Raw genomic sequence first — 14,588 nt, 5'->3', positions numbered from 1 at the left:
TTATAACAAGTAAAGGTTTCGATGACTGGAATGAATAATCTCGGTTATGTTGCCCATGTGAAGCAGGATGATTCCTCAGGCGATTGGCATGAACCGCATCGCCTGGAGGAGCATTTGCGCAAAGTAGCAAAGCTCAGTGCCTCAAAAGCGGGAACGTTTCAGTCATCGGGCTGGGGCATGGCTGCTGGACTTTGGCACGATCTCGGAAAGTATCGTAGTGCTTTCCAGAAATACATTCGCGATGCCTCTGGATATGAACGGGAAAATGCTCACGTAGAAAACCCGCAAAGAGTGACGCATTCCACAGCAGGTGCGGTTCATGCGATTAACCAATGGCCATCTGTGCCGGGTTACATCATTGCTTATCTGATTGCCGGGCATCATGCAGGATTGCCAGACTGGTCGGGTGGTCGTGGCTCGTTGCAGTTTCGCCTGAAAGAGGTGGGGCCGGAGTACTCTGAAGCCATGGAGGCAAAGATCCCCGGCGACCTTTTGACTACGCAACAACCGGATATTCCGGAACCTGCCAGGAACACGGATTCAATCAGCCTATGGATGCGGCTTTTGTTTTCGTGCCTGGTAGATGCCGATTTCCTGGACACCGAAAGCTACATGGTGCCTGAAAGGGTTATCCAGAGAGGTCGATTACCGAAACTGTCTGAGCTTCATTCAGTGTTCTTTGAACGGATGAATCGACTGCAGAACGCGGCAGATGACACCCCGTTAAATCAGACCCGAAAGGCGATTTTCAATGCTTGCCAACGAAGCGCTGCCGAGTCATCGGGAATATTCAGTCTGACGGTTCCCACCGGCGGTGGAAAAACACTCGCCAGTCTGGGATTTGCGCTGGAGCATGGCAGGAAACATGGTAAGTCGAGAGTTATCTATGCCATACCGTTCACCAGCATCATTGAACAGAATGCTGGCGTGTTCCGTGAGTTTCTTGGCGATGAAGCTGTGCTGGAGCACCACAGCAGCCTGGATGTTGATCCCGGATCTGAGAATGCGGGATCCAGGCTGGCGGCAGAGAACTGGGACGCGCCATTGATTGTCACCACGAACGTCCAGTTATTCGAATCTTTGTTTGCCAGCAGAACCAGTCGCTGTCGGAAACTGCACAATCTGGTGAACAGCATTGTGATTCTTGATGAGGCCCAGCAAATTCCCCGTGATTTTCACGAACCCATCACACGAGCAATGCAACAGATGAGCGAGTATTTCGGGGTCACCTGGGTGCTCTGCACGGCTACGCAGCCGGATCTTGGGAAGCAGGTAGATGCTTTTGGCAGCGTTCTCCATACCGGTCTCGATAAAGTTCGGGAAATAATCCAGGAGCCAGCCGCTCTGGCGAGTGAGTTGAAGCGTGTAAACATCGAGATGCCGTCCGATCCGGATGAAAAAATGTCCTGGCAGGACTTGTCTCAGCAGTTGGTGAAAGAAGATTGCGTTCTGGTAGTGGTTAACAAGCGGCAGGATGCGAGAGCGCTTTATGAACTTCTGCCAGGCAATGGCGACCTGTACCACTTGTCTGCAAATATGTGCGCAGAGCACCGCTCACGGATCCTGGCGGATATTCGCCATAAGCTTGCTGAGCGGCGCTCTGGATCTGAGAGGCCTCTGCGAGTTGTCAGCACCCAACTGATTGAAGCCGGGGTAGATGTTGATTTTCCGGTGGTTTACCGGGCAATGGCTGGTCTGGACTCCATCGCTCAGGCAGCGGGCCGCTGCAATCGCGAAGGGCGGCTGCCCAATCACGGTCGTGTTGTGGTGTTTCAGCCAGAGCAATTGCCGCCTCCCGGTTTCCTCAGGCAAGCCGCACAGGTAACGCTCAAACTGCTCAGAAGTGGTCAGTTGAATGAACCTCTCAGCCCGGAAGCTATACAGGCTTTCTTTAGCGACCTTAACACGCAGGGTGATCGCGACAAGCATGGTATTTGCGGTTTGCTGAAAGCGGAAAGTTCACCGGATGCACCGTTGGCGATCCAGTTCCGGGAGGCAGCGGACAAGTTCCGACTGATCGATGACAAGGGTATAGGTGTGGTGGTTCCTTTCTGTCCGGAAGGGTATGAAGAAACACCTGTTGATCAGTGGCTTGCGATGCTGGAGCAGGATGGCTCCCGGAAATGGGTGCACAGGAAATTACAGAGGTACAGCGTCACATTGCCGGAGTCGCTCGCCAAGCAGTTGCATGGCATGGGGGCAATCTACGAACGTGCCGGTAAATTTGTTGTTGAATCCAGTCATTACCACCCGGTTTGGGGTGTTCAGGCACCGGATAGCCTGATACCCGCCGAATCAACCGTTATATAGGAGGGCTCATGGGCTTTTGCCTGGATGTCAGTGGAGAGTTTGCCTGTTTCACCAGGCCCGAGATGAAGGTAGAGCGGGTGAGCTATGACGTGATTACCCCGTCGTCGGCCAGAGCCATTTTCGAGGCCATTCTGTGGAAACCCGCGATTCAGTGGCAGGTTACAAAGATCGAGGTGTTGAATCCGATCAAATGGATGAACCTGAGACGCAACGAAGTGGAGTCTATTGTATCCACTCGCACGGCCAAGTCGGCAATGATCAGCGGGGAAGGGCATCTGGGGATTTATGTTGACGAACAGCGCCAGCAGCGTGCGAGCCTGTTATTGAAAGATGTGCGATACCGACTTCATGCCGAATTTCAAATGACGGATAAGGCCGGCCCGCAGGATTCAGCTGCCAAGTTTGCGGATATGTTCCGTCGCCGCGCCGAGAAGGGTCAATGTTTCAACCAACCCTATCTGGGATGTCGTGAGTTTAGTTGTGATTTTGCTCTGGTGAATGCCAGTGATAGCCCTGAGCCGATTCAGGATTCACCGGATCTCGGGTTTATGCTGTATGACCTGGATTACTCTGATCCGGCCTCGCCCCGGCCACTGTTCTTCAGAGCGAAAATGGAGAACGGTGTAGTAGCTGTACCTGACCGCAACAGCCCGGAGGTGAGGGGATGATTCTTCAGGCACTGTGTGAGTATTACGACCGGAAGAAAACGGCGGGAAGCCCGCTGCCGCCCGTGGGATTTGAAGAGAAAGAAATTCCGTTTGTCATAGTCCTTAGTCCTGAAGGGAAGTTTGTTCAGTTAAAGGACACCCGAGAGTTTCAGGAGAAAGGTAAGCCAGTAGCCAAGGCTTTCACGGTACCGCAAGGTGTAAAGCGCAGCGGTGCAAAATCCTACGAAACAGCCTACTGCCTCTGGGACCATGTCGGATATGTACTGGAACAGCCCAAGGTTTCCAAACCGGGTACAGAGCCCAGTCCAAAAGAAGTCGACATGGCCGGGAAGCAGCACCAAGCGTTCGTTGATCTGGTAGACCGTCTTCGAACAGAGATACCGGATGACGAGGGCGTTCAGGCCGTTTATGCATTCCTTCACGACGAAGCCGAGAAAGCGAAAGTCCGGCAGGCACCAGAATTTCAGGAATGCCTGAAGATCTCGGGGTGCAATCTCACCTTTCAGTTGAGCACAGACAATAATCTGGTCTGCCAGTCCACGGCTGTTCGCCAGTGGATCGCGGAGCAACCTCTCGACAGTGAGAATCAGGATGGTATTTGTCTGGTTACTGGCGATAAAACCAAGATTGCTCGCCTGCACCCTGCGGTAAAAGGTGTGTGGGGGGCCCAGATGGCCGGCGCGAACATTGTTTCTTTTAATATCGACTCGTTCAATTCCTGGGGCAAGGATAAAGGTAATAACGCGCCAGTAGGCGAGGAAGCCGCCTTCAAGTACACCACCGCTCTTAATCAACTGCTGCGTACCAGCAGTCCTCAGAGGTTACAGTTAAATGAGACGTCGGTGGTTTGGTGGTCATCGGGAGAGAGTTTCCTCGAAGACAGCTTGCCATCATTCTTCAACGATACCCCCAAGGATGACCCTGATAGAGGTGTCAGAGCGGTGAGGCAACTGTTCGAAAGTCTTCACTCCGGCGCATTTTTGGAAGGGGATGGTACGAATCGCTTTTACCTTCTCGGACTATCCCCCAACGCAGCTCGAATAGCCGTCCGGTTCTGGCAGGTTGGCACCGTGGCGGAATTCAGCAAACAACTGGCCCAGTGGTTCCGTGATATCGAAATTGTCAGCCGGAGCACGGACTACCCGCCTTTGAAACCACTGCTTCGATCAACGGCATTGTTGGGAAAAGATGAAAACTTGCCGCCACACTTGGTCGGCGAATCAGTACGCGCAATCCTCATGGGTTTGCCGCTGCCGACGAGCCTTATGCAGGGTGTCATCAAGCGAATCAAAGCAGAGCAGGGCGAGGTGACACCCTATCGTGCGCGATTGATCAAAGCCTTTCTGAACCGCTCTTATCGTCATCAGAACCTCACCAATAAGGAAGTGACCATGGCCTATAACCCTGAAGAAAAGCGGATTGGTTACCGCCTGGGCTGTCTGTTTGCTGTGCTGGAAAAGCTGCAATCGGATGCCAATCCGGGACTGAACGCGGGTATCCGGGATCGTTATTACAGTAGCGCCAGCTGTAATCCAAAATCTGTTTTCGGAACGCTGATGCGCTTGCATGCGCATCACCTAAAGAAACTGCCACATCAGGGGCAGCGAGTCGTCGCCGAGAAGCGCATTGCGGAGATTATTTCAGATATCAACGACTTCCCCGCATACCTCAATCTGGAGGATCAGGGTTTGTTCGCCATTGGTTACTACCACCAACGCCAGGCGTTATTTACCAAGCATTCAAAAGAACCAGCGCATAATGAATCAGAAGGAGCCGAAGCATGAGCCTTAACAACCGTTATGAATTTGTGTACCTGTTTGATGTAAAAGATGGTAACCCGAATGGAGATCCCGACGCTGGTAATTTGCCGCGGGTGGATGCCGAGACCGGGCAGGGGTTGGTTACCGATGTGTGCCTGAAACGCAAGGTACGTAACTACGTTGGCATGGTGAAGGAGGAAACTCCTCCTTTCGAGATCTACATCAAAGAGAAGGCAGTGCTGAACAGGAACAATCTTCGGGCTTACGAGGCGCTGGAATTAAAACACGAGTCAAAAAAGCTGCCTAAAAAAGAAGATGATGCCAGAAAGGTGACGCAGTGGATGTGCCAGAACTTTTTTGATATTCGGACGTTCGGCGCGGTCATGTCGACGGACGTAAATACAGGCCAGGTCCGAGGCCCTGTCCAAATGAATTTTGCCCGAAGTATCGAGCCGGTTGTCAGCGCCGAACACAGTATTACCAGAATGGCCGTAACGACTGAAAAAGAAGCTGAGGTTCAAAGCGGTGATAACCGGACAATGGGGCGAAAGTTCACAATCCCGTATGGTTTGTACCGTTGTCACGGATTCATCTCGGCGAATCTGGCGAAGCAGACTGGTTTCAGCGAAGAGGATCTGGAGCTTCTCTGGGATTCGCTGGTAAACATGCTTGATCATGACCGCTCTGCCAGCCGGGGCGAAATGTCACCTTGTGCACTGTTGGTATTCAAGCACGATTCCGTGCTCGGTAATGCGCCGGCCAGGAAGCTGTTTGAGTTGGTTGACGTTAAGCGGAAATCTGAAGGGCCGGCCAGGGATTTCAGCGACTACGAAGTTACAGTCAAAGAGGACCAACTGCCGAAGGGTGTGCAACTGATCAAGTATCTGGACTAGCCCGGAGCTGACTGCCTCATTCAGTATCGATATCAGGGAGAGTACTTCAGGGATGAAACAATGTACGTCAGTCAAGTTCAGCGGCCATGCGCTCAGGCGCATGTTCGAGAGATCGCTGTCTACGGAAGAAGTCATATTCACTATACAGACCGGGGAAACGATAACGGACTATCCTGACGATAAACCCCACCCGAGTGAATTGCGCCTGGGGTGGGTAGACGATAAGCCTGTTCATGTTGTCGTGGCTCAGAATCAGGAGAACAATGAGTGTTACGTGATAACCGCTTATGTGCCATCACCGGACATCTGGAAGGAAGACTTCAAAACCAGGAGAAACTGAATGAAATGCGCAATCTGTAAAAACGGGGAAACCCATCCCGGCACTACCACCGTCACGATGACGCGAGGGGAGGCAACTATCGTTATCAAAAATGTGCCCGCTGAGATTTGTGATAACTGTGGTGAGTACTACCTCGACGATTCGATCTCCGCAAAAATTCTTGGCTTGGCGGAGGAAGCGATCAAGCAAAATCACGAGGTAGAAGTGATTCAGTTCGCTGCATGAATAAAAGGTCGCCTGGTTATGCAGGATGAAAAGCTGGTTCCGCTTTCCGCGTTGCAGCACTATGCCTTTTGTCCCCGTCAGTGTGCTTTGATACACAACGAACAGGTGTGGGCAGAGAACTGGCTGACGGCACAAGGGCAGGTTTTGCACCAGCGTGTGGATCGGGGTGAGCCGGAAACCCGCAAGGGTATTCGCTATGAGCGGGGTGTGTTGGTCAGCGCTGAGTCGCTCGGGATCACCGGCAAGCTGGACCTGGTGGAGATCGAGCATTCAACCGGGACAATGAAACCGGTCGAGTATAAAAGAGGCAAACCCAAGCGGGATAGCTGGGATCGGATTCAGCTGTGTGCCCAGGGGCTTTGCCTCGAGGAGATGAAGGGCGAACCTGTGCTTTCAGGCGCGCTATGGTATTGGCAAACTCGCCACCGGGATGAGGTGGCATTTACAGAAGACCTTAGGGAAGAGACGCGGGCTGTCATTACTGAAGTACGCAATTTGCTCCGCAGCGGACAAACCCCTAAAGCAGTTTATGAGAAGAAGTGTGACTCGTGCTCGCTATACGATCTGTGCAACCCAAAACTACTTGGTAATGACCGAAGCACTCGATACGTGGACGAGCTGTTCGATGAGGTGGATCGATCGTGAAAAAGCTTCAGAACAGTCTTTATGTCACCCGGCAAGGTGCTTATGTGCACAAGGAGCGTGAGACCGTTGTTATAGAGCATGAGCGCAAGAAACTCATGCAGGTGCCCATTCACTCGGTCTCCGGTTTGTTTTGTTTTGGTAACGTGCTGGTCTCTCCGGCCTTGATGGGGTTTTGCGGGGAGAAAGGCGTTAATCTGGCTTTTTTTACGGAGTATGGTCGCTTTTATGGGCGTCTACAGGGAAAGAAATCAGGCAATGTGCTCCTCAGGCGGGCTCAGTACAATGCTGATCAATCAACGAGTCTCGAAATTGCCCGTTCCGTAGTCGCTGCAAAGTTGGTTGGTTGCCGGAATGTACTGCTCAGGCAACAGCGCAATCATGGGGAAACAGCATCTCTGGGCAGGGCCGTGAAGCATCTTGCCGCTTCAATCCGGTTGGCAAAGTATGTCGATAATCTCGACTCCCTGAGAGGCATTGAAGGGGACGCTGCTGCACAATATTTTGCTGTATTTGAGGAATTGATTAACAAGAGTGCCCGTGAAGAATTTGCTTTCTCAGGCAGAAATCGAAGGCCGCCACGTGACCCGGTTAATGCGTTGTTGTCATTTGTCTACTCGATTCTTGGCCAGGATATCAGTGCTGCACTTAACGGAGTGGGCCTGGATCCGCAAGTAGGTTATTTGCATGCCGATCGGCCAGGTCGTGACAGTCTTGCACAGGACCTGCTTGAGGAATTTCGGCCATGGCTGGCGGACAGGCTCGTACTGAGCTTGATAAACCGGAAACAGCTGAGAGCAACGGATTTTGTCACAGAGTCCTCCGGAGCGGTCAGAATGTCAGACGATGCAAGGAAAAAGCTTCTGGTGAGTTATCAGGAACGCAAGCAGCAGGAAGTTATGCATCCCTTCCTAAAAGAAAAGGTGCCGATAGGAATCATTCCGCATATTCAGGCGATGCTGCTTGCCCGCCACCTCAGAAATGATCTGGAAAGATACCCGCCTTGTGTCGTCCGATAGGAGAGTTCTGCCATGATGGTACTGGTTACTTACGACATTTCGATGGAAGATCCCGAGGGTCCTGGGCGTTTGAGGCGAGTGGCAAAAGCGTGTCTTGATTACGGGGTGCGTGTTCAGTATTCGGTGTTCGAATGCGAGGTTGATCCGGCTCAGTGGACCTTTTTCAGGGACGAATTACTGGGTCTTTATGATGAAGAGAAGGATAGCCTGAGATTCTACAAACTCGGTAAAAACTGGAAGAATCGAATTGAACATCATGGAGTGAAGCCAGCGCCGGATATTTTCCGGGATGCGATGATTTTATAAGCGCTAACCGGTAGTGCTCATTAAAAAGCCGGTACGTTAGCGAAAGGCCAGGGCCTGTGTGGCACCTGGCCTTTTTGTATTTGCGCATCTAATGAACAGCAAGAAAATTATAATGCGTGCCCATATTAGCGGAATCCGAGGAGTGGCCGCTTTGGATTCAGTCGGTTAGGATAGAGCAGTCGCGCCCCTCGCGGGCGCGTGGATTGAAACAATGCCTTCGCTGGCGTTACCAACAACTGTCTCCAGCGTCGCGCCCCTCGCGGGCGCGTGGATTGAAACCGCCAAGTTATACAGCGGCGGCATATCTACATCGGGGTCGCGCCCCTCGCGGGCGCGTGGATTGAAACAAAAGACCTTGTAAACGAAAACAGCGAGCGCTCTGTCGCGCCCCTCGCGGGCGCGTGGATTGAAACAGGGTAGCAATTTTGGTAATAAGTCTCAGGCTGCGTCGCGCCCCTCGCGGGCGCGTGGATTGAAACTGACGGAATGCAGACAGCGGAGATGAGCGACCCGCCGTCGCGCCCCTCGCGGGCGCGTGGATTGAAACTCGGCTGCCCAATTGAAATAGTGGTGATGCCAGTGTCGCGCCCCTCGCGGGCGCGTGGATTGAAACACTAAGCGGGTATGCGACTTCTTGCGCTTTGCCGTCGCGCCCCTCGCGGGCGCGTGGATTGAAACTTTTCGCTCAACTGTACTTCGTAGCTCATTCGACAGTCGCGCCCCTCGCGGGCGCGTGGATTGAAACAGGTTGTGCGTGACGATGTGCGAGGCTAAGCTGGGTCGCGCCCCTCGCGGGCGCGTGGATTGAAACTCGGGATTACGGATAATCTCTTTAATGCCGTTCGTCGCGCCCCTCGCGGGCGCGTGGATTGAAACGGATTTCCCGCTAGAGACGTTTTTAGGTTGGTGGCAGTCGCGCCCCTCGCGGGCGCGTGGATTGAAACAGCTTGCGGGCCAGCGGGATACCTACGGCAATGGTCGCGCCCCTCGCGGGCGCGTGGATTGAAACGTGTAACCAAAGTCAAGCCCTTGCACGCACTCAGTCGCGCCCCTCGCGGGCGCGTGGATTGAAACCGTTCAGGGTTGCGCCTGTCGGTGCTTCTGTGTGTCGCGCCCCTCGCGGGCGCGTGGATTGAAACCAGATAAGCTGGTTCAGTTCGTTGGACCGTAACGTCGCGCCCCTCGCGGGCGCGTGGATTGAAACTTCCAACTTCTTCTGGTCGATTCGAGGGAATAGCGTCGCGCCCCTCGCGGGCGCGTGGATTGAAACTTCTTCGTTGGTGTTACCGGATAGGTCACCATTGGTCGCGCCCCTCGCGGGCGCGTGGATTGAAACCACGGGTTAAGTAATGTTAAGGTTTCCATATCCTGTCGCGCCCCTCGCGGGCGCGTGGATTGAAACTTTCCAGCCTTTCCGCCAGCCAATCAGACACCAGTCGCGCCCCTCGCGGGCGCGTGGATTGAAACATTTTCTGCCAAGTCTTGAACAGATCCGTCATTGGTCGCGCCCCTCGCGGGCGCGTGGATTGAAACATGTCGGCACGGGCGGCGCGGCGCACCTGGTCAAGTCGCGCCCCTCGCGGGCGCGTGGATTGAAACAAGCGCATCGATCAGGAGGCAAAGGCCGCATGAAGTCGCGCCCCTCGCGGGCGCGTGGATTGAAACGAAGAACCGGCCAGCCAATCATGACCCTCGATGCCGTCGCGCCCCTCGCGGGCGCGTGGATTGAAACCTGAACTTGGACAGCGTAGGGCTCATGCCAAGGTTGTCGCGCCCCTCGCGGGCGCGTGGATTGAAACCCAAGCCGGAATTGGGATAAATCTAATATCATGGGGTCGCGCCCCTCGCGGGCGCGTGGATTGAAACCCGCCCATCCAGAGCAAAGAGCAGTGCGACCTGAGTCGCGCCCCTCGCGGGCGCGTGGATTGAAACACATTGTCAGCGCCGATACCGAGGGCGCGGTAGTGTCGCGCCCCTCGCGGGCGCGTGGATTGAAACGACCCGACCGGTGAGCGGCTGTCTGCGTTGGACGGTCGCGCCCCTCGCGGGCGCGTGGATTGAAACACGTCCAGAGCCTTAGCGGTCTCTTCGTCCAGCAGGTCGCGCCCCTCGCGGGCGCGTGGATTGAAACATTGAGGGGCGGACGAACGGCGAATTTTTCGACAAGTCGCGCCCCTCGCGGGCGCGTGGATTGAAACATTGTCACGTCATCGGGCAGGGTCGCAGACGGAAGTCGCGCCCCTCGCGGGCGCGTGGATTGAAACACGGCTGACGAGATCCGCGAGGCCATGGGTTATGTCGCGCCCCTCGCGGGCGCGTGGATTGAAACGGGGTTTCGCAGTCGAGGGCGAACAGGATCGCTCGTCGCGCCCCTCGCGGGCGCGTGGATTGAAACCTGGATAAGGTAATTGACGTAGAGGTTGCCAAGCGTCGCGCCCCTCGCGGGCGCGTGGATTGAAACATTTTCTGGAGGGGAAACCTCCGCATACATGGCGTCGCGCCCCTCGCGGGCGCGTGGATTGAAACGACGAGATCCCCCGCCGGGAGATCGCCGCCAACGGTCGCGCCCCTCGCGGGCGCGTGGATTGAAACGGCCCTGTCGCCCACCAGTCGCCAGACCCACATGTCGCGCCCCTCGCGGGCGCGTGGATTGAAACCTGCCGCAATTCTGGCGGCGGCGTGGGGCGTTTATGTCGCGCCCCTCGCGGGCGCGTGGATTGAAACTTAAAACTGGTGAGCCTTATTGCGTGATTGAGGGGTCGCGCCCCTCGCGGGCGCGTGGATTGAAACGGCTGCAGGAGTATTTCGAGGATCTGCAAGCCAAGTCGCGCCCCTCGCGGGCGCGTGGATTGAAACAGCAAGCCGCCATGCAGGCCGAACAGACTGGCCAGGTCGCGCCCCTCGCGGGCGCGTGGATTGAAACAACATCCTCTCTGGCCAGGGCGCACAGTTCGCCAGGTCGCGCCCCTCGCGGGCGCGTGGATTGAAACAAAAAAGATGCTCGGGAAAACGGAGGGGGCGAAAAGTCGCGCCCCTCGCGGGCGCGTGGATTGAAACGTGTTGGCCCAGGTCAATATGCACCTTCGGGCGGTCGCGCCCCTCGCGGGCGCGTGGATTGAAACCTATCTCTGGCGTTTTGCCATGCTTTCCACTGGCGTCGCGCCCCTCGCGGGCGCGTGGATTGAAACTGTCTGGCGTCATTAGCAGCCGGCTGGACGTAAGCGTCCGCCCATCACACCTTGTCAGGTGTAGCCGGCGTCCAGTTGTGGGGCAACAGCTCGTCGATGGCTTTGTTCTTCTGCGTCGGCAAGCGGGTCAGCACATCCTTCAGATAGGCATAGGGATCATGCCCGTTCAGCTTGGCGGACTGGATCAGGGTCATCACCGCAGCCGCCCGTTGGCCACTGCGTAGTGATCCCGCGAACAACCAGTTGCTGCGGCCCAGTGCCCAGGGCCGGATCTGGTTTTCCACCCAGTTGTTGTCGATGGGCACCCCGCCATCGTCCAGGTAGCGCGTCAGCGCTTCCCAACGTTTGAGACTGTAATCCAGTGCTTTGGCCGTGCCGGAACCATCCGGCACTTTCTGGCGATGCTCCAGCATCCATTGATGCAGTGCCTCAGCCAGTGGTTTAGCTCTGGCTTGTCGGATGTCCCGACGCTTATCCGGCGGCAGGTCTTTGGTTTCCCGTTCGATCTCGTAGAGTCCGCCGATGTATTCCAGGGCCTTGGCCGCCAGTTCGCTCTTGTTGGCCTCTTGCAGGTCGTAGAACTTGCGTCGGGCGTGGGCCATACAGCCGATTTCGGTGATCCCGTTACCGAACCCGGCCTTGTAGCCGGCGTAGTCGTCACAGACCAATTTGCCCTGCCAGTCACCCAGGAAGGTACGGGCGTGTTCACCCGCCCGGCTTGGGGCGAAGTCGTAAACGGTGGCTTTCAGGTCCGAGAACGGTGTGGTGCAGTAAGCCCAGACGTAGGCCTTGTGGGCTTTCTTCTTACCCGGAGCCAACATGCTGACCGGCGTTTCATCGGCGTGCAGAACGTTGTGTTCCAGCAAGGCGTTTCTCAACGCATCTGCTAGGGGCTGCAACTGCACACCGCAGGCACCGACCCATTCGGCGAGTGTTGAACGGGGTATTTCCAGGCCGGCACGGCCGAAGATGCGTTCCTGACGGTACAGTGGCAGGTGGTCCGCGTACTTGGCCACCAACACCTGAGCCAGCAGGCCGGCGGTGGGGATGCCCTTGTCGATCACCTGCGGTGGTACCGGTGCCTGGATCAAGGTCTCGCACTGCTCGCAGGCCCACTTGCCCCGGATGTGGCGCTCCACCGTGAACTCGCCCGGGACGTAATCCAGCTTCTCGCTGATGTCTTCGCCAATACGCTTGAGCTGGCAGCCACACTGGCACCGGGTATTGTCCGGTTCGTGGTGGATCAGGGTACGGGGCAGCTCCGGTGGCAGCGGGGTGCGCTTAGGCTTCTGCTTGGGTCGAGCGGCCTTCTGCTCCTCAGTCATCGCCTGGTCCAGCTCGGCTTCGATGGCGGCCAGGTCGCTGTCGATCAGCTCGTCCAGGAGCTTGCCCTGAACGGCATCGAGTTGCTCACTGCGGCGGGCGAACTTGTGACGTTTGAGGATGGCGACTTCGTGGGTCAGCTTCTCGATGATGGCATTGCGGCGCACCAACTCCCGCTCCTTCCGGCCCAAGGCTTGATCCTTGGCGTCCAGAGAGTCCATCAGTTCCGTCGCCAGAGCGCGGAGCTGATCGGCTGAGAGTTGGTTGATATCGGGGCGCTGAGTCATGCCGCCTAGTATGCCAAGTCTCTGTTCGGCAGGCGATTCGCGGTTCTGGCTATAGCGGCATCACAGCACTTGTGATTACAGGATGCAGATGACGCCCTCCGCGCCAATGCGCTGCCAGGGCAGGCCCTGAACCAAGGCAGACAACTGTTCCTCGGTCAGGCGCAGTTGGTCACCACGCCAGGTTTCGCCCCAGTGGAATTTGCCCCGGTTCAGCCGGCGGGCGCACAACCAGATGCCCAGGCCATCATGGATCAGCACCTTCATCCGATTGCCTCGCTTGTTGGCGAACAGGTAGGCGCAATGGGGTTTAGCCGAACCGAATACCTGAATAACCCGCGCCAGGGCCTTGTCGGGTCCGGCCCGCATATCCAGCGGTTCGGTGGCCAGCCAGATCTCATCAATGCGGATCATCCCAACAGATCCCGAAGCAAAGCCGCACACTGATGAGCTTGCTCCGCAGGCCACTCCACCACAACCGCACCACCGGCGCGGGGAATCTTGATGCGGATGGTGCTACATTGATTCGAGACTGACAGGGTGTCCGGCACAGGCGCTACGGCTGGCAGACGGACCGGAACGAATTCAGGTGCTTCCGGAGTTTTAGCCGCCCTTCGCGCTTCGCTCATCCAGCGCCGGACCATGTTGGCGTTGAGGCCGTTATCCAGCGAAATCCGGGAAACAGACGCCCCGGGCTTCAGACATTCGGCGACGATACGAGCCTTCAGCTCTTTGGAGTAACGACGACGTTTTTGGTAGGGCTTGGTTACGCTTATGTTGGTCATGTTAAGTGTCCACTTAAAAATAAGTGGACACTATCCTGACGGCCGCAGCGCCTGGCTCAAGATGGGTTTACCGGACGGTTACGGCTGGACGAGCTGGTCGCGCCCCTCGCGGGCGCGTGGATTGAAACTTATGAGTGTTTACCCACAACTCCACCGGAGCCGTCGCGCCCCTCGCGGGCGCGTGGATTGAAACTGCCCGGGCCGGGAGGTGAAAAGTGAGCGACTTCGTCGCGCCCCTCGCGGGCGCGTGGATTGAAACCCAGGGCTTTCGTTTTTTGCCCTTGCCTCGGCCAGTCGCGCCCCTCGCGGGCGCGTGGATTGAAACCTTGCGCCATTGGTTGCGCGTTTTGAGTTTCGCCTGTCGCGCCCCTCGCGGGCGCGTGGATTGAAACACCGCATCCGCGGGGTCCATGCCTTCCCCTGGCGCGTCGCGCCCCTCGCGGGCGCGTGGATTGAAACCGAACGACGCGTTACGGATGGCCTGAATCTGCGGTCGCGCCCCTCGCGGGCGCGTGGATTGAAACGAGAACAGACCGGCAACTACGACCTGTCCGATGAAGTCGCGCCCCTCGCGGGCGCGTGGATTGAAACTCGCCGTGGTGATCTGCGTCCCGGCCACGATAGAGTCGCGCCCCTCGCGGGCGCGTGGATTGAAACCCGCCTATCGCCGCTCAGGATGGCTGGGAGGATGGCGTCGCGCCCCTCGCGGGCGCGTGGATTGAAACCAAATCCTCATGGCCGGCCTGTCTCAGCGTCAGTGTCGCGCCCCTCGCGGGCGCGTGGATTGAAACCCGCAGGTCCTGGTCTGTCAGGGTGGGGTTGCTGGTCGCGCCCCTCGCGGGCGC

The 14,588-nt window shown here is 56.6% G+C and carries 12 protein-coding genes and 2 CRISPR repeat arrays (1 of these 14 running past the window's edge); of the genes, 9 read left to right on the top strand and 3 right to left on the bottom strand.

Annotated elements, in window-relative coordinates:
- Positions 1–30 precede the first annotated feature (30 nt).
- From cas3 to cas2, 9 genes are read left to right on the top strand one after another with little or no spacing between them, the layout of a single operon-like run.
- Complete coding sequence (cas3, locus tag ACSSVV_RS06620; RefSeq protein WP_454105755.1) at positions 31–2,310, top strand: CRISPR-associated helicase Cas3'; 2,280 nt, start codon at positions 31–33, stop codon at positions 2,308–2,310.
- 8 nt (positions 2,311–2,318) lie between these two features.
- A complete protein-coding gene (gene cas5c / locus ACSSVV_RS06615) occupies positions 2,319–2,978 on the top strand; it encodes a type I-C CRISPR-associated protein Cas5c (RefSeq protein ID WP_022991923.1) in 660 nt (219 codons plus the stop codon).
- Positions 2,975–4,762, top strand: coding sequence for a type I-C CRISPR-associated protein Cas8c/Csd1 (gene cas8c / locus ACSSVV_RS06610; protein WP_454105754.1), 1,788 nt, complete (start codon positions 2,975–2,977; stop codon positions 4,760–4,762). Before cas5c ends, cas8c begins: the two co-directional genes overlap by 4 nt.
- Entirely contained in the window at positions 4,759–5,631 is an 873-nt protein-coding gene (gene cas7c, locus ACSSVV_RS06605; RefSeq protein WP_022991921.1) for a type I-C CRISPR-associated protein Cas7/Csd2, read from the top strand. The genes cas8c and cas7c overlap by 4 nt, the downstream gene beginning before the upstream one ends.
- A gap of 52 nt (positions 5,632–5,683) precedes the next feature.
- Positions 5,684–5,971, top strand: coding sequence for a DUF4258 domain-containing protein (locus ACSSVV_RS06600; protein ID WP_022991920.1), 288 nt, complete (start codon positions 5,684–5,686; stop codon positions 5,969–5,971).
- Positions 5,972–6,196 carry a type II toxin-antitoxin system MqsA family antitoxin gene (locus ACSSVV_RS06595; protein ID WP_454105753.1) on the top strand — a complete coding sequence of 75 codons (225 nt, stop codon included), beginning with the start codon at positions 5,972–5,974 and terminating at the stop codon, positions 6,194–6,196.
- 18 nt (positions 6,197–6,214) lie between these two features.
- Positions 6,215–6,841: a CRISPR-associated protein Cas4 gene (cas4, locus tag ACSSVV_RS06590; protein ID WP_022991918.1), complete on the top strand. Its 627-nt coding sequence runs from the start codon at positions 6,215–6,217 to the stop codon at positions 6,839–6,841.
- Positions 6,838–7,857 (top strand): type I-C CRISPR-associated endonuclease Cas1c, encoded by a 1,020-nt coding sequence (gene cas1c / locus ACSSVV_RS06585; RefSeq protein WP_022991917.1) that lies wholly within the window; start codon positions 6,838–6,840, stop codon positions 7,855–7,857. Before cas4 ends, cas1c begins: the two co-directional genes overlap by 4 nt.
- A 12-nt stretch (positions 7,858–7,869) precedes the next feature.
- Complete coding sequence (gene cas2, locus ACSSVV_RS06580; protein ID WP_022991916.1) at positions 7,870–8,163, top strand: CRISPR-associated endonuclease Cas2; 294 nt, start codon at positions 7,870–7,872, stop codon at positions 8,161–8,163.
- Between the two features lie 178 nt (positions 8,164–8,341).
- Positions 8,342–11,351: direct repeats of the CRISPR family, unit length 32 nt; unit sequence GTCGCGCCCCTCGCGGGCGCGTGGATTGAAAC.
- A gap of 44 nt (positions 11,352–11,395) precedes the next feature.
- Here cas2 and tnpC read toward each other — a convergent pair.
- From tnpC to tnpA, 3 genes are all read right to left on the bottom strand, one after another.
- Positions 11,396–12,961, bottom strand: coding sequence for an IS66 family transposase (gene tnpC, locus ACSSVV_RS06575; RefSeq protein WP_454105752.1), 1,566 nt, complete (start codon positions 12,959–12,961; stop codon positions 11,396–11,398).
- A gap of 75 nt (positions 12,962–13,036) precedes the next feature.
- Positions 13,037–13,372 (bottom strand): IS66 family insertion sequence element accessory protein TnpB, encoded by a 336-nt coding sequence (gene tnpB, locus ACSSVV_RS06570; protein ID WP_022990718.1) that lies wholly within the window; start codon positions 13,370–13,372, stop codon positions 13,037–13,039.
- Complete coding sequence (gene tnpA / locus ACSSVV_RS06565; protein WP_424012967.1) at positions 13,369–13,743, bottom strand: IS66-like element accessory protein TnpA; 375 nt, start codon at positions 13,741–13,743, stop codon at positions 13,369–13,371. The genes tnpB and tnpA overlap by 4 nt, the downstream gene beginning before the upstream one ends.
- Before the next feature lie 96 nt (positions 13,744–13,839).
- Positions 13,840–14,588: a CRISPR direct-repeat array (repeat unit 32 nt; unit sequence GTCGCGCCCCTCGCGGGCGCGTGGATTGAAAC); it runs 145 nt beyond the window's last position.

This window comes from Marinobacter sp. MBR-105, from assembly GCF_053628895.1.
This window is presented reverse-complemented; position numbering and strand designations above follow the sequence as displayed.

Coding starts and splice junctions, on each gene's coding strand:
- cas2 (WP_022991916.1), top strand. CDS start 7,870: ATGATGGTACTGGTTACTTACGACATTTCGATGGAAGATCCCGAGGGT.
- cas4 (WP_022991918.1), top strand. CDS start 6,215: ATGCAGGATGAAAAGCTGGTTCCGCTTTCCGCGTTGCAGCACTATGCC.
- tnpC (WP_454105752.1), bottom strand. CDS start 12,961: ATGACTCAGCGCCCCGATATCAACCAACTCTCAGCCGATCAGCTCCGC.
- cas8c (WP_454105754.1), top strand. CDS start 2,975: ATGATTCTTCAGGCACTGTGTGAGTATTACGACCGGAAGAAAACGGCG.
- cas5c (WP_022991923.1), top strand. CDS start 2,319: ATGGGCTTTTGCCTGGATGTCAGTGGAGAGTTTGCCTGTTTCACCAGG.
- tnpB (WP_022990718.1), bottom strand. CDS start 13,372: ATGATCCGCATTGATGAGATCTGGCTGGCCACCGAACCGCTGGATATG.
- cas3 (WP_454105755.1), top strand. CDS start 31: ATGAATAATCTCGGTTATGTTGCCCATGTGAAGCAGGATGATTCCTCA.
- ACSSVV_RS06595 (WP_454105753.1), top strand. CDS start 5,972: ATGAAATGCGCAATCTGTAAAAACGGGGAAACCCATCCCGGCACTACC.
- cas7c (WP_022991921.1), top strand. CDS start 4,759: ATGAGCCTTAACAACCGTTATGAATTTGTGTACCTGTTTGATGTAAAA.
- ACSSVV_RS06600 (WP_022991920.1), top strand. CDS start 5,684: ATGAAACAATGTACGTCAGTCAAGTTCAGCGGCCATGCGCTCAGGCGC.
- tnpA (WP_424012967.1), bottom strand. CDS start 13,743: ATGACCAACATAAGCGTAACCAAGCCCTACCAAAAACGTCGTCGTTAC.